General features: G+C 53.4%; 17 protein-coding genes. 8 read left to right on the top strand and 9 right to left on the bottom strand.

From position 1 onward, the window contains the following. Positions 1 to 53: 53 nt before the first annotated feature. A complete protein-coding gene (locus tag FIV39_RS24115) occupies positions 54 to 722 on the top strand; it encodes a hypothetical protein (RefSeq protein WP_143513823.1) in 669 nt (222 codons plus the stop codon). Positions 723 to 797: 75 nt separating this feature from the next. Here FIV39_RS24115 and FIV39_RS24120 read toward each other — a convergent pair whose 3' ends face one another. The 6 genes from FIV39_RS24120 to FIV39_RS24145 form a co-directional block, all read right to left on the bottom strand. Then, complete coding sequence (locus FIV39_RS24120) at positions 798 to 3,974, bottom strand: N-6 DNA methylase (RefSeq protein WP_143513822.1); 3,177 nt, start codon at positions 3,972 to 3,974, stop codon at positions 798 to 800. Positions 3,975 to 4,008: 34 nt separating this feature from the next. Beyond that, positions 4,009 to 5,094 (bottom strand): DNA cytosine methyltransferase, encoded by a 1,086-nt coding sequence (locus tag FIV39_RS24125; RefSeq protein ID WP_208603988.1) that lies wholly within the window; start codon positions 5,092 to 5,094, stop codon positions 4,009 to 4,011. Beyond that, entirely contained in the window at positions 5,075 to 5,224 is a 150-nt protein-coding gene (locus FIV39_RS33220) for a hypothetical protein (RefSeq protein ID WP_162207700.1), read from the bottom strand. Before FIV39_RS33220 ends, FIV39_RS24125 begins: the two co-directional genes overlap by 20 nt. A gap of 807 nt (positions 5,225 to 6,031) precedes the next feature. Then, entirely contained in the window at positions 6,032 to 7,165 is a 1,134-nt protein-coding gene (locus tag FIV39_RS24135) for an MFS transporter (protein ID WP_244176206.1), read from the bottom strand. 215 nt (positions 7,166 to 7,380) lie between these two features. Continuing rightward, complete coding sequence (locus FIV39_RS24140; protein ID WP_090399822.1) at positions 7,381 to 7,821, bottom strand: Lrp/AsnC family transcriptional regulator; 441 nt, start codon at positions 7,819 to 7,821, stop codon at positions 7,381 to 7,383. Between the two features lie 208 nt (positions 7,822 to 8,029). Then, a complete protein-coding gene (locus FIV39_RS24145; protein ID WP_090399819.1) occupies positions 8,030 to 8,659 on the bottom strand; it encodes a LysE family translocator in 630 nt (209 codons plus the stop codon). Positions 8,660 to 9,091: 432 nt separating this feature from the next. On the opposite strand from FIV39_RS24145, the gene FIV39_RS24150 reads away from it, so the two are divergent. Genes FIV39_RS24150 through FIV39_RS24165 form a run of 4 tightly spaced genes read left to right on the top strand, consistent with a single transcriptional unit; the run spans position 9,092 to position 13,824 of the window. After that, a complete protein-coding gene (locus tag FIV39_RS24150; RefSeq protein ID WP_090399695.1) occupies positions 9,092 to 10,051 on the top strand; it encodes an ATP-binding protein in 960 nt (319 codons plus the stop codon). Continuing rightward, positions 9,990 to 11,297, top strand: coding sequence for a hypothetical protein (locus FIV39_RS24155; protein WP_143513821.1), 1,308 nt, complete (start codon positions 9,990 to 9,992; stop codon positions 11,295 to 11,297). The genes FIV39_RS24150 and FIV39_RS24155 overlap by 62 nt, the downstream gene beginning before the upstream one ends. After that, a complete protein-coding gene (locus FIV39_RS24160) occupies positions 11,294 to 13,159 on the top strand; it encodes a hypothetical protein (RefSeq protein WP_143513820.1) in 1,866 nt (621 codons plus the stop codon). Before FIV39_RS24155 ends, FIV39_RS24160 begins: the two co-directional genes overlap by 4 nt. Positions 13,160 to 13,167: 8 nt before the next feature. Continuing rightward, positions 13,168 to 13,824, top strand: a complete 657-nt coding sequence (locus tag FIV39_RS24165) for an OmpA/MotB family protein (RefSeq protein WP_074847689.1) — start codon at positions 13,168 to 13,170, stop codon at positions 13,822 to 13,824. Positions 13,825 to 13,889: 65 nt separating this feature from the next. Here the strand turns inward: FIV39_RS24165 and FIV39_RS24170 are convergent, their stop codons facing one another. Both FIV39_RS24170 and FIV39_RS24175 read right to left on the bottom strand, forming a co-directional pair. Further along, on the bottom strand, positions 13,890 to 15,038 hold the full coding sequence (locus FIV39_RS24170; protein ID WP_090399688.1) for a hypothetical protein: 1,149 nt from the start codon (positions 15,036 to 15,038) through the stop codon (positions 13,890 to 13,892). A 28-nt stretch (positions 15,039 to 15,066) separates the two neighbouring features. Beyond that, complete coding sequence (locus tag FIV39_RS24175; protein WP_090399686.1) at positions 15,067 to 15,876, bottom strand: ubiquinol-cytochrome C chaperone family protein; 810 nt, start codon at positions 15,874 to 15,876, stop codon at positions 15,067 to 15,069. Between the two features lie 23 nt (positions 15,877 to 15,899). Here FIV39_RS24175 and FIV39_RS33770 point away from each other — a divergent pair, with 23 nt between their 5' ends. Then, on the top strand, positions 15,900 to 16,181 hold the full coding sequence (locus FIV39_RS33770; RefSeq protein ID WP_159440106.1) for a hypothetical protein: 282 nt from the start codon (positions 15,900 to 15,902) through the stop codon (positions 16,179 to 16,181). Positions 16,182 to 16,196: 15 nt separating this feature from the next. On the opposite strand, the gene FIV39_RS24185 is transcribed toward FIV39_RS33770, so the two are convergent. Continuing rightward, complete coding sequence (locus FIV39_RS24185) at positions 16,197 to 16,454, bottom strand: hypothetical protein (protein WP_090399683.1); 258 nt, start codon at positions 16,452 to 16,454, stop codon at positions 16,197 to 16,199. A 119-nt stretch (positions 16,455 to 16,573) separates the two neighbouring features. Here FIV39_RS24185 and FIV39_RS24190 point away from each other — a divergent pair, with 119 nt between their 5' ends. Together FIV39_RS24190 and FIV39_RS24195 are read left to right on the top strand one after the other, a co-directional pair. Beyond that, complete coding sequence (locus FIV39_RS24190) at positions 16,574 to 17,449, top strand: WYL domain-containing protein (protein WP_090399681.1); 876 nt, start codon at positions 16,574 to 16,576, stop codon at positions 17,447 to 17,449. 458 nt (positions 17,450 to 17,907) lie between these two features. Continuing rightward, positions 17,908 to 18,840, top strand: a complete 933-nt coding sequence (locus FIV39_RS24195) for a chemotaxis protein CheV (protein WP_090399679.1) — start codon at positions 17,908 to 17,910, stop codon at positions 18,838 to 18,840. Positions 18,841 to 18,850: the final 10 nt, after the last annotated feature.

The raw sequence follows: 18,850 nt of genomic DNA on the forward strand, positions 1-18,850 counted from the left end.
CACGGCATCAACGCCAAGTCTTCAAAACTAAGGTAAGGAAAGCAACGGAAGCTATGAAAATTTCTAATGTACTTTTCGCAACAGCACTCATAATTTTATCGACGCAATCTAAAGCAGATCTTTGGAGCCAATATCAAACCCCGAACGCTATAAAATGTGAAGTTTTAAGAAGCAACATTAAGCACTGTACCGATTCAACTAGACCAGAAAAACATGTAGTACAGTACCAAGACCAAAGTGGTCAATCCACAATGCGAGAAGAGTCTACTATTGAGGTCGTCACATGCATTCCACAGCTAGATAAATGCATAGACAACAGTCGTAACTATCGTGGCAAAAGCAATACTGAAAAAGACATGAAGTACGTTGTGTACTTAGATTTTTATGTCCATCCAGGAACCGACGGAACTGACTGGGCATATAAAAATGGTACAGGGCCTTTATTCGGAGGAGCTCCAGCAGGCAACAACGTAGCAACACCTATGACCTCCTCTGTGAAAGCAACGCCAACAGCTAACGGTACTTACGACATCTGGTGCGACCCACAAGGCGATAGCTGCGACCTGACCATTGACGGAGGGAGTGATCAAGTCAGTCGCGCCAGGTTGCCTGTGTATGTCCCGGTGGCTTCCGACACAAGCAATTGCACTATGGAGTTCTGTTATAACTCCAAGCAAGACGTAATTGGCCTCAACCCTGACTACCATCTCTGGAAAAAATAGCTCCTGGGCCTACTCTAATGTTTATAGCTGAGGCGTGATTTTCTATCAGTAGAAGTCACGCCCCCGTCAAAGCTATTAAAAATTCAATAATTTTTTGACATGCATATCAAGAGCTAAAAGCTCACTTTCGGCCGCACCATTAAGCCTAGCGGTGATCTCAAGTGATAAATCTCGGATCGCCCTAATTTGCGCATTACTTTCATCGTAGCGTGGGATATTCAAGTATTCCGCCACGCTCACCCCTAAACTTAACCGAGAAGCATAGGCCGATACTGTGCTGGAAATCACAGGAGCATTTAGAAAGCCGGTTAGATATGCAGCCTCTCCCTCGGTTTCAGCGGGAATAAAGTAAAGTTTGTGATCCGGGATCACTATTTTTTCACCAGAAAAGCTAGTAACCGCACTTCCTACATAGGCTGCGGCAAAAACTTTTCCGATCTCACGCCACAATACCTTGTAAGGCGAAAACGTATATGCACCAGTGCTCCATAGTGAATAAAACGCCTGCCCCTTTTGGAACCTCTTGAGGCTAGAGCGACCTTCAAGATGGGATTTAAAACGATTAAAAAATTTGAACACCAACGGAGAATGAACCGCGAGTTCAGTATCTCCATGCATCCCACGCTGAGGAACTATGATACGTAGATGCTCGTCCGGAACAGCACAAAACGGTCTGACTCCTTGACCTCTGAGTAGCGGAAAAAGGTGTTCGGACTCAATTCGAGCGGTTATCTCCGGAATACCTTTCGTTTTACCGATGGAGGCGGCATTTCGTACTGTAACTGTATTTTCATCGCCCTCCTCCGCCTCATAGACCCAAAACACTCCGTTACGGTCTGCCGTAACGCCTTTGCGAGCTTGGTACACTCGCTCTGCACCAGCAAAAACTTTAGCGAACACCACCTGCTCTTCATGCGGGCCGGTAAGCCAAGGTCGGCCTCCCTCCCCACCCGGCACAGGAACAGCCGTATATTCGATTTGAGTTGCAGCTCGACGAAACTCCTCAGCACTCCTTGACCTCCGTAAAGTTGAGGCCGGCACATCACCCGTAGTCCAGACACGGTACGGTACAGGAAAAACAGTCGAAGCATCTCGTTCTAGAGCCAGGAAACGAGGCATGTTGGTCACACCGTCGAATGGACTGATTGCATCAAAATCCTCAACCAATAACACTTTACAGTTCACGTTATTGGGACCGACAGAGAATCTGCGGAAGCCAGCGCTTGAGGGAGTAGTAAAGACCGAGCCGGGCAGGAAAAAGCCAAGCCGCCCCGAGGGGGCCAGGTAATGATAGATCGCTTGGTAAGTCACAACTGTGGAAATATCTGCCTCGATTCCACCGACCCATTTATCGTTACTGAAAACACCAAGCTGCTTGCATTGCGCCTGAATCGTCTTGGTGTATTCCTCCGGAAGATTGCTCCATTTCACCCAGGGAGGATTACCGCAAACATGACTCGATGGTGGGATGGCACCCGCCGCAAAACGATCAGCAAGAATGGCGCACCAAATCCCATTCCATCCTTGCTCATGGAGCGACACTAGGTTTCCGACAGTCGTCTCGACAGTTTGAATATCGTAATCATCCAACTGCATTCCCTTAAGATCAGGTCGAATCGCACTGTTTATTTTAGCGGCAATAACATCTGCATCGATTAACCCCCGGATTCTTGTAAATACCTTGAAGAATTCCGCATGGCTAATCATCGCCTCCGGCACTGAAAACTCTCTAGGGCCGACCTCGGTCTGCATGACATAGCTGTAGCTTGGGAAAAGACCGCTGCTTACGCGAGCAGGGTTTATGGCGTCAGCCAAGTAGACCGGCAAGCGTATAGGATCAGCAGGATCCAAAAATGGGGAAAGAAATACAGCCAGGGATCCCTTGGCGGCAAGTACTGCTAACGGATTCAAATCGATTCCATGCAGCCCCAAAAGCAGAGACTTTGCAGTGGCGCTATCGCCTTGCTGTAATCGACGCCGACGCAGCGCCTCCAACAGGAACGTGCCTGAGCCGCATGTCGGATCAGTAAGCGAGTCTTCCGCCCCCCACTCAATGAGATCCATCCCATGCTCGGCAAGCCAGTCAGGTGTATAGAACTCCCCAAGAGCGTGCCGGACTTCGCGAGGAATAAAGCGCTCGTATATTCCCTTAAATAAATCTCGCGTAGTATTCGGATGTTTTTTTGCGATTGTGAAGTCGACTCCGGAGAGCTTCCCAAACAATGCGTCTAAATGAGGACTGTAATCCTCCCAACCACTATCATCTAAATACCAAGCAAAAAAATCGCCGCTGAGCATATTTAGAATACCTGAGTGCTCAAAAAGTTCGCCCGTTTCAACTGCACGCAAACGATCAACCACTGGCACAGTCGAATCCAGAAGATTTTGGCTCGGCCGAGGAAGAGCGCATGCAGTGACAATTTTGGCGATTATCGCAATATAAGTATTCAGAGCAAAAAGATAAGCAGCAGGATTTTCATCATAGGGTTGATCATGGGATATTTCTTGCCGAGCAAGCAGCGTCTTCATATTAGCAGGCTGAAAACCGACAACTTGACTAAAAAGCCTGCGCCACTCTGTAAAAAGCATCTTCGTTTTGGAAGTACGAGAGGTCGACTCCGCTCGACATATACTGTCGTAAAGAGCAGGAATTAGAGCAATCCCATGATCGGAATCTGGCCCAACCAGCGCCTGTAATAGCTGAGGGTGAACAAGCGGACGGCCATCCTGCTCAAGTAAAGCCAATAATCGATTTGCGGCGCTGATGTCAAAAGGAATGACACCATCCCATTGCGGGCATGCCTCTTCAAAACTGCCAAAGCTGATATGGGATCCATCCCATATAACTAATACATAGTCTTCTAAAAGACGGCCTTCTTCGGCCGAGATAAGGACAGCGTATTCTTCAGCTTGATCACGAGCATGCTTAGCCTTGCTATTGAGACGTCCAGTGAACGATCTCGGAGGCTCATACTCGATTACCACTGCTCCATGTGCTACATCAGCAAACTTAGTGGGTTTACCGGCTTCTTTAAGCGCTCTTTCCAGCTGGAATGGCGTCCATGGAATATTTCGTGCTTCGCAAGCAACCTTAAGAGCACCTTCCAGCTCATGTCGCAACTGCGCCTCGTTCCTTGCGGCCTCAGAAGCAGACGCAACTTTACTGACGAGCTGTGATGCAATTTTTGGCACTGCCATAACCCTATTAGAATTGACGTAATTTTTATCGTCGCAGAAGACTAGAGAATCCAAACGCCGTCAGCGCCTCTACCTTGTTCAGATTTTTCTACGCCGTGCTCTTCAATCCAGCTCCGGTAAAGAGATGTTTGAAAATTGCCTCAGCAAGCATTGGCGGTACGGCATTACCAATCTGAGTAAACTTCGAGTCGGTATCGCCTACCGGCTCGAAATCACGCCCAAATGTTTGAATGCGGGAGCACTCTCTCCAGGAGAGTCGTCTCGGTAGTTCAAGGATAGGTCGAGTAGGGTCTGCGGATAGGTGTTCATACTCGTCCGAAAAGTCCCACCTTTGCTTCCACCCATCAGCCAAATTCGACCATGTCAGTTTCATTACTGGACTTGCTGGATGCAGCGTTATATGCCGCGAATTAGCAACCACTGTATACGCTGGTTCACTCCACTTAGCTTTACGGTTCCGGGACATAAAGTACCAAGAAAAATGGCCTTCAGGATCATGCGGACGCTCATAAAACTCTCCCTCAGGCCATAGAGGCAAATCCAAAATTGCATCGCCATGAGAAGTATAAGGCTTCAGATCAGGGTTTTTCTTTGTTGCCTTCCCGTGTGTTTCAGGCGGAAATTCAAAAACTTGGTTTAGGTCCTTCCTTACTCCGACAATAATTAGACGCTTGCGAGATTGAGGAACTCCATATGCCTTGGCGTTTATGAGGTGATGACTCACAACATAGCCCTCCTGCCTGTAGGCCGTCTCCTGTTCCTCCAGAAAGCTACCCGCCCCCAATTGCTTCAATCCAGAAACATTCTCCGCCACGAAATATTTAGGACGGACGAGGCTGATTACTCGCAAAAACTGCTTATAGAGGTTCGTGCGCTCGTCTCTCTTGGGGTCCCTGTTGCCAGCCATAGAAAAAGACTGGCATGGATATCCGCCGACGACGACATCGGCACTCGGAAATGCGAGGATCTGCGATATATCGCCATTCCTCACATCAGTATCAGGAAAATACTTTTCCAGCGTTTTACACGCATCCTTAAGGATGTCGTTTGCAAAAACGATGTGGCCTCCGGCGGCCTCGATACCGAAGTCCATTCCGCCGCATCCGGAAAATAAAGACAGGACCCGGATTTCTTCCCCATCTTTCTCAAAAATATTATTCACGTTGACCCGCATCAGATTTCTTTTCTTCCGAGCTCTCGCCCTGCGCCAAAAGCGGCCAGCGCGCTTTCAAGTACCCATCGACCGCATCCCGTACCACCCATGCAAGCGAGACCCGGTGTTCTGCCGCGATCTTTTCCAGCACGGAGTACTGCTCTTCAGGAAAGCTTATGGATGCACGAACGCTACGCTCATGAGCGCCTGCGTCCTGCCGTCTTCGCTGTATCGACATAACATGCATACTCGCAAAATTCTCTCACCACCTTACACCAAAGTGGTGAACTGTGGATACATCCAGCAGTCTAAAAAACCGTGACGATTCTTGACGACCTATGGGACATTCGTAAGGACGATCCGTCGACCTATCCATCGCTGTACCCGGCATTGCCTCACGACATCACAAAATGGGGGACAAAAACATCAACAACCATAATCCCCAGCAAAACAAGGTCAAAACTCAATAACAAAGCCGCCCACAAGCCGGGCTAACCTAAAATCTAAATGGCAAGAACATGATGGATTTAGACGCGATACTGACGTTACAAAGGGGCATCTGCTTTGCTCGGCTCCCACGGTCAGGTGGAACATCATCGACCTGGCCGATCACGCCTCAAAGCATTTCAAATGGACTTGGTATTCCAAAGAGTATTCCAAGAAAAAACAAAATACGTACAAACCTATAAAAACCAATAAGTTATGAATCCAGTTCAGATTACCCCGGCACTCATCCTCTAAAGACGTCCACGGACGTCTTTTTTTGTGCCTGAAATCCAGCAAATACAGGAGCTTCAGCACTACTTGGCTCCGCAGAGTATTTTTGAGTTCCAGCCGCCAGGATATTCCAAATGGTGTCCCCGCCTCTCCGACCGCCAGCAAGACGGAGAGGCCGTGAAGGCGCAGCGATCCGCCTAAGGCTTTGCAACTGAACCAAAGAAGCCCAAGACCTCCCACGTTACAAGAAAGCGGGCTCTGTCCGAGCGCGAACGCCGGCGGAAATCATCAGGATGATGGCCGGGATAATCACCACACTGGCCGATAGCATCGCCCCATTGAACCCGGCCACATTCAGCGCTCCTGCGCCGATCATCACACCCAGCCCGATCGCGCTATTCAGCACAGCTGTATGGATTGCCGTGGCCGGTACGGTGTGATCACCGGCAATCCTCAAGACCCAGGTCTGCAGGCCAGTAAATAAAGCGGAAATGGCCACACCCCAAATCACCAGCAAGATAACCACCGGCGTGATACCCAGCAGAGGACCATAAATGCCCAAGGTGGCCAAGGCCAGTGCCATCGAAATCAACGCTATCAGAATGAAAGCGTTCAAGTAGCGATCAATAAAGAGCGCACTCAGCAGGTTGCCCAGAAACCCGGCGGCACCGAAGGCGAACAGCAGCACGGCAATTAGATATGAAGTGATACCGGGCACCTGTCCAATAAAAGGTTCAACGAAGGTGTAGGCACCAAAATGAGCCGCCGCTGTCAGCCCGGTGATCACATAAGTGATCAACAGATCCTTGCGCCGCAACACCGTTGAAAAGCCAACCCCCTTGGCAAGCGAGTCAATCTGCAGGGGGGGAAGCACCAGTGCTATCGCACCGGCGCTGGCGACACACATCAACGCCAGGCACATAAAGGCCGTGCGCCAACCATCGTATTGGCCCACCAGATTGATCAACGGAACCCCCATGACCGTGGCGATCGTAATACCGCCCAACACAATCGAGGTGGCTAGCCCCATGCGATGCAGCGGCACAATATGCGCGGCACTGGCGGCCACGATTGCCCAGAACACGCCGTGAGCCAATGCGCCGACGGCGCGGGCGCCGAGCAGCATCGAAAACTCGGCGGATAACGCCGCCAGTCCGTTGGATACGGCCAGCATGAGCATCAACGCGATCAGCAGCGTCTTGCGGGAGATCCAGCGATTCAGCCAACTGGATAGCAAGCCGCTGGCAGCCCCGATCCATGCGTACAACGTCACCGTCAGCCCGACGGTAGATGGGGCTTGACCCAGGTCGGATGATATCTGCGACAACAAACCAATGGGGGCGAACTCGGACGTCACCATCGTGAAAGAAGCCATACACAGCACACTGACTGCACACCATATTCGCAAAGCTGAGCTGGCCATCGGTAATCTCCCCCCCTGTTCACTGCTGAGTAATCGTGAACGTACCCCCCAGCCCCCAATACGGCGTGTCCTTGACTCGTCCCAAGTCCAACAGTCGACGAATCACATCAAAAGACTCACTTTTTCACTCAATCCGGCAGGGGAAGTATCTCCTCTGAATCCGGTTCCTATTTGTCGAAAAATACCAGTTTTCGTCTTTCGATCGGAACCGATAAGACGATGCTGGTGCGCGTTTCGCCGTAGTTATTAACTTTCCCGATAATGCTCTCAAGGTCTGACATTGACTTGGCATAGATCCTGATAAGGTACGAGTCATCACCGGTGACGTGCAGGCACTCAACGACTTCAGGTATGTCGTTGAGGGTTGCGATCAACTTAGTTTTTGATGGCTTAAAGGTCGTCATGCCGACAACTGCCGATATTCCAAACCCGAGCTTCGCTGGATCAACCTGAGCACCATAGCCAGAAATGACTCCGGCATCTTCGAGCTTTCGCAGCCGGTCCGTTGTGGCGGGGATGGAAAGACCTGCGTGCTTTGACAATTCGGTAATGGAGATTCGCCCCGAATCCTGCACCACACTCAAGATTTTTATGTCTATACGATCCATGAAGGCGCGCCCTGAAACAGATGAGTACTTTAACGAGAATCCTATATCATCAACAAAAAAATAACGCATTAAAAACAGGGTACACCTGCCCATTTTCCAGCGCATACTCCCTGCAAAACAAAACCGACTAAACTTTCAGCTCTTCCGCAGCGATTACTTAAATAATGAATAACTGCCAGAGACAATCATGGACAGTTTCACATGAAACTTATACTTCTATGACAAGCATGATACCGACCACCACTTGATACGCAGCAAGAACGGTTATGGTAGAGCCGGAAAAGTAGTTTATCAGCTTGAGTCTTGACTCGGACATCCTCGTCTTGAATGCGGAAGAAAAACCGCTTAACCCAAGCCACCACACCGCGGAGCCTAGAAATATACCGGTCACCATTGACCACATAGAATATTGGCCTTGGTCGCCGACCATGCCATCGCTCATTGACGCGAATAGGGCGATGAACGACAAAATAGTCATCGGGTTCGATAAGGTCAACAGCAAGGTCGTCGAATAAGCCTTCATAATACCGGCCTTTTCGCCTGACAAAGCGGTGGCGGGCTCCTTCGACCTTATCGTCTGGTAGCCGATGTATGCCAGGAAAAGTCCGCCGAAAATGCACAACCAGGGTTTTAACGTAATCAATGTTGTGATAATTGCGGTGATCCCTAGCGCGCCTATAAAACCATACATTGCGTCGGCGGTTGCTGCTCCTAATCCCGTTGCAAAGCCTGACCGCCAGCCACGCATAAGGCTCCGCTGTATACATAAAAAGCCTATTGGACCAACTGGAGCGGCTATGCACAGCCCAACGATCATTGACTTCATAAAGATGAACATAATACCCCTCCGCATTTGAGCTTATAGATTAGATACTAAACACCTCCAGACAAATTAAATATTCATCTATTTTAATTAGTTTATATAGATTTTTAAGGCGACAATTAAGCACCGCCTTATTTATTAAGGAAAACAAAAAAACCGTCAGATAGCGGATTTATTCACTGAAAAGATTTCCACGTCGGTCCGTCTATTCTTGAAGTTCCCCAGGTGGCCTTGCTAAAGCTTACCCACCCCACGCCGATAACGGAGTGCAGCCCTATCTCACACACGGACGTGTCTCTTGCCCTTAGCCAAACGCCCTTCCCCACCCTTCAGCACTCAAGCACAGCTGGTTGCCACGCATTATGTCGCCCGGTTGTTCGGCACGCCTTCCGCGCCTGGAACACCTATCCGCCCCCAATATTCCTGATCGATCAAAGGCTCGAACCTATGGCAGCGAATGATTATCTGCGCAACAAGATACGCCCCAGCTTTCTTGAAGGTCTGGATGCCGAGCCAGCGCCAGCGGCTACGCCCGCCAAGACGGAATTTCGGTGTGTCGAACCGCGTTTTACGCTGGAGCGCGATGTTGTGATGTCCACCGAGCTCAAACAGCAGTTGGCGGAGGCTGTTGCAAAGATCGAGCACTACCGCACGATTTATATCGAATGGGGTTTCGCCGCCGCAGACCCGGCCGGCAAGGGTACGATCCTCAACTTCTATGGCCCTCCCGGCACAGGAAAAACCCTCACCGCCGAGGCGTTTGCCGGCAGCCTGGGCAAGAAGATCATGCTGGTGAGCATCGCCGACCTGGAAAGCAAGTTCATGGGCGATACCGCCAAGAACATTGCAAGCGTGTTCCGCAGTGCCCAAGCCGAAGACGCGGTGTTGTTTTTTGATGAAGCCGACACCTTGCTGGGCAAGCGTTTGTCCTCTGTCACCCAAGGTATCGATAACGAAGTGAACGCCATGCGCTCGACCCTGCTGATTGAGTTGGAGCGGCACGAAGGCGTGGTCATCTTTGCGACTAACTTTGCGAAAAACTACGACGCGGCCTTCGTCAGCCGTATCTCTCAACACGTTGGTTTCGAACTGCCGGGCGAGCCGGAGCGGCTGGCTATCTGGGCGAAGCTGTTGGTGCCCGGTATTCCGCTGGCTGACGCGCGGGAGACGCTACTGAATTCAGCAACGCACCTGTCGGCAGGGCTGTCAGGGCGCGAGATGCGTACCTGCATGCGCCTGGCGCTGGCCAAGGCAGTCCGTATCCCGGATCAGCCTGCGCTGGCGCAAGCACATTTGCAGGACGCCATCGAACAGGTCGGCAGTGCCATGGCACAGATGCAGGCACATGGCGGCAAAACCAACACACCAACATTGGAAGCAGCCCGCACGTTATTGGGCGTGCGCTGAGGAGCGAATCATGGGTCTATGGAACTGGGTCAAATCAACCGCGTCCTCTATTTACGAAACGGTGAAGGAGAAAGCCGTTGCTACGGTCAATTGGCTGGCCGACAAGGCGGAAACGTTTGTCGGCGATGTGAAAAACATCTGGCAATCGGTAAAGCCTTATCTGGCGCATGCACGTGTTGCCCTGACGACGCTGGCGAACCTCGCGCCATGGCCGATCGTCAAGTGGATGGCGCTGGGTCTGGAGAAGGTCCTGGGTTTCCTCGAAAACATTGAAAGCCATCCGTTGATGACCAAGCTCAAACAGGCCATCGACTGGGTCATACAATCCGCCAGGAATATCCGGGAGAAGGTGCTGAACGATATTGAGATCAAAGAAGCCGAAGCCCGGGCGCAAGTATTCAAGGAGGGCGCCCCGCAGGTGCCCGCCACCGAGCGCGGCGTAGTGAAAATCGCTGAACTCATCAACGCTTACATGTTGACCAAGGCCAAGATCCAGCGTGTGGTCAACAGCGAGCAGTTTGCTGATTTCAACCACTACCTGCGCGTGCGTGCCGCCCAAAAGCTGCTGAATTTCTACGAAAGGCGCATGACGTCCATCGAAAACCTGGCCGACGTTGATGCCGACATGCTCGCGCTGATGGACATCTCTACCAGCTTGCTCGATGAGACACCGACCCTCACCCTCGAACAAACTCAAACCCTGAACGAACTCACCACCCTGCACTTCGGCAAGCCAGTCGTGCCGTTCGTCTTCGAGGAGATGACCCTCGCATGGGGCGCAGATCTGCGCCGCCTTGAGGTCCAGTGGCAAAAACTCAACCAGGACCTGGCCCGCGACAAAGTGCTGGCCAAACGGATGTCCATGGCCAGCCGCACCGAAGCATTGAGCGCAGAAGAACAAGTCGTGCTCAACGACCTTGAGCGAAATGTGAGTCGAGACACCCAGCGACTTGAAAACCTCGACGTCAGCATTCGAGAAAAACGCTACTACGTGTATGCATCGGAAGGCTTTCTCCAGTTGCTGGAAAAAGATGAGCAACAGTTGATTGCCGACGATCAGGAGTATCTGCTCGACCGCAGCGAGGAAGTCGGTTCACTGATCGCCCGATGCGCTCAACAAAACCTGAAATGGGCCTCCCTGAGCGAAAGCGAACAAGCGCTGCTGATCGACTTCGGTAACATTTTCGAAAATGACTGCCTTGCTCGGACCGAAGCCGCTCTTCAAGAAGTTGAGGTAGGCGTGTGAATAACGAATTAGTGAGTTTTTTACTGCCTCGGTTTGAACCCTTGCAGATGTTCTTCTTCCTGTTCATCACCGGTGCAACCCTCCTGACGGGATTGATGGTGGCTCTGCGAGCGAACGAGCACCACTGGGAAAAGAAGTGGCAAGGGGGCAAGTTGGGCACCTCGGGGCTGCGCGCGGATCATGGTTCGATCCACGACCTGAGTGAAGCCGTCTCGACCACTGCCGAGAAAATCGCCGGCATCATGCCCGGGATGCTCTTGGTGGTCGGCTTGCTGGGCACCTTCCTGGGTCTGGGCATGGCACTCGATCACGCATCGACTATTTTGCAGAAAAGCGGCAATGCTTCCGTGGGCGCCATGGGCGGCGCGATGCAGGACATGACCGCGATGATGCAAGGGCTGGGGACCAAGTTCAAAACCTCCACCTGGGGCATCATGGCCTTCATTTTACTGAAGGTATGGGACTTGCTCCTGGGCTATGAGGGTCGCCGCCTGGCTTGGTGCATCACACAAGTCAAGACGCAAATGTCGACCTCTGAGCAGCAACGCGACAGCGCCCGCGCCGCTCACGACGCCTTCCTCCAAAACTGCATATCCAGTGCGGCCAAGTACATGACCGGCGCGCTCGGCAAACAGGTCGACACCTTCAGTGAACTGATGCAGCAACAGGCCAATCGGCGCCACGGCACTGACGCCGAACAACGGCAGTTATTGCAAACCGGCTTCGACAGCGTCAGTACCCACATCAGTGGTCTGGCGAACGGCATCAACGGCTTACTGCAAAGTGAGAGCAACAGCCAGCAGATCGCCCGCGAAGGGCAGGCGATCGTCCGCGAAGCCGCAGACACCGCTCAACGCACCGAACTAGCCCTGAGCGCTTTGACCGACAGCAACAAGCAACATCTGCAAACAGGTTTTGCGGGGCTCGACACTCGTATTGCCAACGTCACCGAGGGCATCGGTACGCTGCTGCAACGCCACACCGAGAGTTTGCAGGTGCATCGCGACACGCAAGATGTTCTCAGCCAAATCGCCACGTCAGGCAAACGCACTGAACAGGCGATGACCACGTTTACCGACAACAGCCGCGACAACCTGCAAGCGTTGCAAACGGCAGGAGAAACGATGGGCGACGCGGCCGGCAAGGTGGGCCAGTCCGCTGCTGAACTGCAAGTCGTGGTGAGTGCCTTGAAGGGTCAGATGGCAGAGGTCATGAATGGCGTCAAAGCGGATTTGAACAGCACGCTGGCCACCATGAACAAGGACTTCAGCGACAACCTGCACGGCATGGGCGCGCAACTGGAAAGCGCCACCACAAAACTGGGTGACGTGATGGAGGCCGTCAAGACTGACCTGGGTTCGAACATCAAGACCATGAACCACGACTTCGGCACCAACCTGGTCAACATGACCACCAGCCTGGGACAGGCGACCGGGAATATTTCCAAGGCTATCGACAGCATGTCCGGCACCGTCAGCCAGGCCATGGAAGAAGTCGCCACCAACATGCAGAAAACTGCTATCGCGCAGGAAAAGACCACGTTGGAGTTCGAGATGGTGAGTGAGAACCTGAATACGAACATCCTGGCGATCCAGGGCGTGGTGCAGAAACTGTCCAAGGACATTCTCAGCGGCCTTAAAGCCGTATCCGAAAGCGGCCAGCGCATGGTCTCGCTGGATCAACGTTACGGCAAAGTCTCGGAAATGCTGATCAAGGTCCCCGAGTCCCTCGACGCTCTGGCGAGTGTTGTCACGCGCGCGCCTGTGGACCTGCAACCCCTGCTGCAATCCGTGAATCAGTTGACGGGTGTTGCCAACAGCATCAATAAATCAGTCACGGCCCGAAAAGCCGTGAAAGCCTGAGCGCCCTTATGAAAGAGAAACCAAGCGAGTGGGTATCCATCTCTGACCTGATGGCAGGCGTAATGGCCGTGGTGATGCTGCTGTTGGTAATGTCGGTATTGCAGAATCAATTTGCCGAACTCAAGCGCCAGGAAGAGCAAAACCAAGCGGGGGTGACCGAGCAGGAAAAGGTCACCGGTCTATTGCAGGAGATGAAAGCCGCCCTGGATGCACAGGGCGACTCCGGGTTGGTTTCGTTCGACCTCGCCGGTAACAAGATGACCCTGGGGGACAAGATGTTCGCCCGGGGCAGCGCATGCCTGACGGATGAGGCCAAGCGCGAACTTCGCCTCGTCAGCCCACGCATCGCCACCTTCTTTGGCAGTTCGGGTGACGCCCAGATACTGGTGGAGGGGCATACCGACAATACGCAGGTCGCACGCCCGGTGACTGACTTCGTCAAGTTCTGCACGGTCTACGACGACAACTTCACACTGTCTGCCGCAAGGGCCAGAGAGGCGCGCAAGTTGATCATCGAACTCCTTGAACCAGGCCAGGCCAAGCGCGTCATCGTTGCCGGCTATGGGGATTCGCAACCGCTGCCAGAGCTTGATCCGGCGGACGAACACAATCGGCGCGTAGAAGTGCAGTTTGTGAATCGCCGGGATTCGAACAAGCGCATTTGAATCGGCCGCCGCACCGCCGACAGACACTCCCTGTCGGCGACGTGGCACACCGGTGATCAGGAAGGCTAAGCGGTACGGGGCTGATAGGCGCCGATAAACTCATTGCCCCGCATCTCTACCGTCAACACGACCGGCGATTGCTGTTCAACCAGCAATTGCTGCATCTGTCCGATCTCGCTGATTGCACCTGCCATAAACAACGGTAGCGTCTCCTCCTCCCACTCTCTTAACGATAAGCGATTCGCCTGGATCGTGGATTGAGAATCCAGATAAGAAGACAGATTTTTCGCCCGCGTCTCTACGGCGTCCTTGAAGCCGGACAAGTGCCCGTTCTCTCCCAGAAACTGACTCGTCACACGGCTCAGCGTCGTTTGACGTCGCTGAACCAGAGCGCTTTCGCCAGGAAATGAGGCCAGCAGTCGGCACGCCGCTAACCGGGTTCCCATACACAGTTTCCACTCTTCTGCGCGGGCGTCCGATTTGCTCTGCATCACTTTCAATGCAGCGGTCAATCCAGCCGTGGTTTCAAACATGCCGGGCGCTTTATGCTCCGTCGCTTCCTTGGCCAGTGTGACCAGTTCGCCTTCCAACTGATTGTGGATCGAGCCCAGATCCAACTCGATGTCTTCCAGCTTCTGCCTGATCGCCGGGCTCAACTCACCGGCCAGAACCAGCGGTGCAACCTGCGTCAGGTAATTCAGAGCGCCTTTGACAATGGACTTGCGCCCCTCGACCAAGAACGTCGAGATACCCTCGACGCCCGCCTGAATCTCGCTCAACTTGGCGCTGATGTCGGCCAGGTGCTTTTGAGCCACCACAGCAGACGCGATCTGGAACATTGCTGCAGAACTGACCAGTTGCTGAAGCTTTTCAGGCTCAAACAACCTCGCATGTTCCTTGATATGTCCGCCTTGTATCGAGAAGGCTCGAAAGCCGTGGCCATCTGCGGCCGCCGCGAGAGGACCGTCGATCACCACTTGCATGTATCGGGACTGGGCAACATCGTTCGCGACGATCAGATTGGGGAGTGTTTGCAGCAACGGGCCCAAACGGTCGATGCCCAAACGAGCGGCATCAACCTTTTCAACGCCGGCAGGAATGACCTGCTGCGCCGCCAACGTAACGCTCATCAACGGCTTTTCGGCGGACTTACCGATCAACCAGGTTGGCCGGTCGTTGCTTCCAGAGCTCGGCAGCGTGAGGGTGTTTTCCATGACAGGCTCCAGATTCAAATGAGAGGGTTCATTGCGCCAGGCCTGCCCCGCATTCGCTGCAGAATTTACTGGTTTTAGGGGTGGGAACCTCACAGGACGGGCAAGTAACCAACGCGCTTTTTTGCCGAATGTAGGCGATCTGCACAACGCAAGGCACCGTCACCCGATAGGCCTGACTCGTCAGGGTGTGAGCGCCGGCGATACCCGACAGCGCTACGCCAATCGGGCCGAAGGCCAACCCCGCTGCTCGACCCGCTATCAGGCTGGTGCCGGTGGCCAATGCGCCCCCCATTGCCAGCCGGGCGAACGCACCGGTGGCCAGAAGAGCAGCCTGTATGGCAGCAGGGCCACCGCGGCGTATGGCGGCTTGAATAGCAGCGTATGACACGCCCAAGGGGCCCGTTTCATTTTGAAAGCCCTTGGAAAAGTCGGCCTGTTCCTGGGCCGACATTTTCTCCCAGGCATCGGACAGCAGCTTCTCCAACACCTTGAGCTCCATGCTCGCAACCGGTTCATTCTTGCCACCAGTACCGCCCACATGGCTGAGCACATCGGCGACGATCTCAGCATAGGGCACACCGTTGCGGCGGAACAGGTTGACGAAGCTATTACCGCCAAAATGTTGCAGCTCGCGAATCAGCAGGAGCAACACACCCCTGGAGAACTTGTTCTTCTTCTTTGCCGACTCCAGTGCTTCACGTACCTCGCTGGCCATCGCCAGCCGTCCCTTGCCAGAGTCGGTCAGGAAATCGACCAGCACGATTACATCGACTGGATCTGCATCGATAAGCATCTGCAGCAGATCGCTGTCCCCATTGATATCAATCTCGCTTTCCATCAACCATCCCCTGGAGTCCGTTCATGCAAGCCGCAATCAGCGGCCTATTTATCCCTAACTTATCCGCAGCGCGTGGGAAAACTTTAGCCGGTCAGAGGGGCGGCGCCCTGAACTGCGCCGCCACCGTTTCAAACCACCCTGCCGCGCGCATTTTCAGAGCCGTGTTGCCACACTTCGGACAGGTGGCCAACCAATCGCCGGGCATCAATGCATCGCTGCGCGGTGCGATGGTTTTCTTCCAATTGCAGTCTTCACACACAAACGTGAAGGGTCTGGGTTTTATCGGCATGGATGTGTTCTCCTGATAATAATGCCGCGAACTATTCTGCGATCGGAATCAGCGCTTGCAGCAATTCCAGCTTTCGCTGCAACTGCGCGACATGCTCCCGCTCCGCCCGCAACGCCGAGCGCAGCTCGCGGTTTTCCACCTCCCAGATCTGTGCCCAACGCAAATCCTTCTGATAATGGGCGACCATTTTCCAAAGCTCGCTCAACTTTAAACATTGCTGTATCAGCACCAGCAGGATGACGCCCATCACCACCAGTGCCCCCGTCGAAACCACTTCCGACATACTCATGTTTACGTCCTTTACTGTCTTCGATGAATTCCGCTGACAGAGACACGATATGTAGTGATTCACGACAGGTCTAGAATGTAGACTTATACAGGTAAAGTATTCACACACATGGAGCGGGTATGAAACGCAAGCAATCCATCGAGCAAGTGCGCTGGGACCTGGCACTTCGCTATCGCTTGATCGAGACAGTCGCCTGGTGGGAAGGCCGGCTGACCACGGGCCACTTGATCCAGAGCTTCGGCATCAGTCGCCAGCAAGCCTCCAAGGACATCAACACCTACATCAACGAACATGCGCCCCGAAACTTGACATATGACAAGCAGCGCAAAGGCTACGTCCCCAGCAAACAGTTCAAACCGCTGTTCATTGATGACAGCGCCAGCGCCTACCTGCACCTGCTTTACCAGAACAACGAACGGGCGCCGCACATCGACGGGCTGGCCCTGGCCTATGCGCATACCAAGGTACTCGAAGTGCCGGACCGGCCAATTCGGCCCGAAGTCTTGCGCCCATTGCTCGCAGCCTGTCGCGACGGTTTGCGCCTGGAAACCGAGTACGTTTCGCTCAACACCCCAAACGTGGAAGTCCGCCTGATTGCCCCGCACACCCTGGTGTACACCGGCATGCGCTGGCATGTGCGCGCCTATTGCGAGAAGAACCGCCAGTACCGGGATTTTGTGCTGAGTCGCCTGCGAGGTGAGCCGGACCTGCTTGACGCATCACAGAACACCCGGGAGCTGGACGAAGACTGGAATACCGAAGTACCCATCATCTTTACCCCCGATGGCCGCTTGAACGCTGCGCAACAGGCAATCATCGAGATCGACTTCGGCATGACGGATGGGCAGTTGGTGGTCGCCAGCCGCAAAGCACTGGTGAAGTACGTATTGCGCCGCTATCAGGTAGACCCGAGAAACCAGGCGACCAACCCGGAAGCCCAGCAGATCGTGGTCAGCAATATCAAGGAGCTGCGGCCGTGGCTCATGCATGATTGAATGTTCGTTCACAGACTGACGCCGTGAGCCGCGTGCAACCCAGGCGTCGAGCCGTTAAGTCGAGGATGGCCGCTCATACAGGTAGGCACGTGAGCAGGCCGCGCCGGGGTCGGTAGGGTTGTTTGTGGGATTGGGAGGCGCAGCACGAGCCTTCGGAGTTTCCTGCAAGATGTCGCGATCTTGCTGAACTGGCGCGCACCTCGCCACAACGCTAACTTCCCCAAGCCGCTGCTCCTCAGCAAACGGCTTTCCAACCTTAATCATTCTCAACACTCAAACTAGCAAGTTAGCCAACTAACTAATTTCAAACATCCGCCTGAATAGCTAATCATCCGCGCTGCCATTGCTTTAACGATAAACCTCAAAATTATTTTGCCTTCACATATATTTTACATTCCCACACATATGCTAATGTCATTACGACATCAACGCTGTTCAATCAAACTAAAGGGGTGCGTATGGCAGGTGTAATGGCATCCGTTAACAGTCGTACACAACTGGTCGGCCAGAACAGGCTGGAATTATTGCTATTCCGCTTCAACGACCAACAGCTGTATGGCATCAACGTCTTTAAAGTCAGGGAAGTTATTCGCTGTCCCAAGTTATCTCTACTACCAAAGTCTAATAACAACATCTGTGGTGTCGCCAATATACGCGGCGCTTGCATCCCTATTCTAGACCTCGCGATGGCAACAGGGCTGCCCGGCATCACGGATAAAGAAAGCGCCTTTATTATACTTACGGAGTACAACAACCGCGTTCAAGGCTTCCTGGTCTATGCGGTTGAGCACATCGTCAATTTGAACTGGGAAGACATTCATCCGCCCCCCAAGGGCAGCGGTGACAACAATTACCTGACGGCCGTTACCCGTACCGATGATCGCCTGGTCGAAATCATCGATGTGGAAAAGGTGCTGACGGAAATCTCGCCCTCATCCGAAGAAATATCCATTGGCGTGGTGGATGACACGGTCACCCAACAGGCCAGGCACCTGCGTGTGCTGACCGTGGACGACTCGATGGTGGCACGTAAACAGGTGACCCGGTGCCTGGAGACGGTAGGCGTCGAGGTGGTCGCCTTGAACGATGGGCGCCAGGCGCTGGATTACCTTCGGGCCATGCTCGACGAGGGGCGCAACCCGCAAGAGGAGTTTCTGATGATGATTTCAGACATCGAAATGCCGGAAATGGACGGTTATACCCTGACCGCCGAAATCCGCAGCGATCCGCGCATGGCCAAGTTGCATATCGTGCTGCACACCTCCCTGTCCGGCGGTTTCAACCAGGCCATGGTCAAGAAAGTCGGGGCCGATGACTTCCTGGCGAAGTTTCGCCCGGATGACCTGGCAGGTCGCGTAGTCGCGCGCATCAAGGCCGCGATCCCTATCTGAAAGGCAAAAC

This window comes from Pseudomonas grimontii (assembly GCF_007858185.1).
Classification (GTDB): domain Bacteria; phylum Pseudomonadota; class Gammaproteobacteria; order Pseudomonadales; family Pseudomonadaceae; genus Aquipseudomonas; species Aquipseudomonas grimontii.

Bases quoted from the DNA above. Each gene is read 5' to 3' on its own strand.
- FIV39_RS24165 (WP_074847689.1), top strand. From the start codon at position 13,168: ATGAAAGAGAAACCAAGCGAGTGGGTATCCATCTCTGACCTGATGGCA.
- FIV39_RS24135 (WP_244176206.1), bottom strand. From the start codon at position 7,165: ATGGCTTCTTTCACGATGGTGACGTCCGAGTTCGCCCCCATTGGTTTG.
- FIV39_RS24175 (WP_090399686.1), bottom strand. From the start codon at position 15,876: ATGGAAAGCGAGATTGATATCAATGGGGACAGCGATCTGCTGCAGATG.
- FIV39_RS24115 (WP_143513823.1), top strand. From the start codon at position 54: ATGAAAATTTCTAATGTACTTTTCGCAACAGCACTCATAATTTTATCG.
- FIV39_RS24145 (WP_090399819.1), bottom strand. From the start codon at position 8,659: ATGTTCATCTTTATGAAGTCAATGATCGTTGGGCTGTGCATAGCCGCT.
- FIV39_RS24185 (WP_090399683.1), bottom strand. From the start codon at position 16,454: ATGAGTATGTCGGAAGTGGTTTCGACGGGGGCACTGGTGGTGATGGGC.
- FIV39_RS24195 (WP_090399679.1), top strand. From the start codon at position 17,908: ATGGCAGGTGTAATGGCATCCGTTAACAGTCGTACACAACTGGTCGGC.
- FIV39_RS24125 (WP_208603988.1), bottom strand. From the start codon at position 5,094: ATGCGGGTCAACGTGAATAATATTTTTGAGAAAGATGGGGAAGAAATC.
- FIV39_RS33770 (WP_159440106.1), top strand. From the start codon at position 15,900: ATGCAAGCCGCAATCAGCGGCCTATTTATCCCTAACTTATCCGCAGCG.
- FIV39_RS24155 (WP_143513821.1), top strand. From the start codon at position 9,990: ATGGCGGCAAAACCAACACACCAACATTGGAAGCAGCCCGCACGTTAT.
- FIV39_RS24170 (WP_090399688.1), bottom strand. From the start codon at position 15,038: ATGGAAAACACCCTCACGCTGCCGAGCTCTGGAAGCAACGACCGGCCA.
- FIV39_RS24190 (WP_090399681.1), top strand. From the start codon at position 16,574: ATGAAACGCAAGCAATCCATCGAGCAAGTGCGCTGGGACCTGGCACTT.
- FIV39_RS24140 (WP_090399822.1), bottom strand. From the start codon at position 7,821: ATGGATCGTATAGACATAAAAATCTTGAGTGTGGTGCAGGATTCGGGG.
- FIV39_RS24150 (WP_090399695.1), top strand. From the start codon at position 9,092: ATGGCAGCGAATGATTATCTGCGCAACAAGATACGCCCCAGCTTTCTT.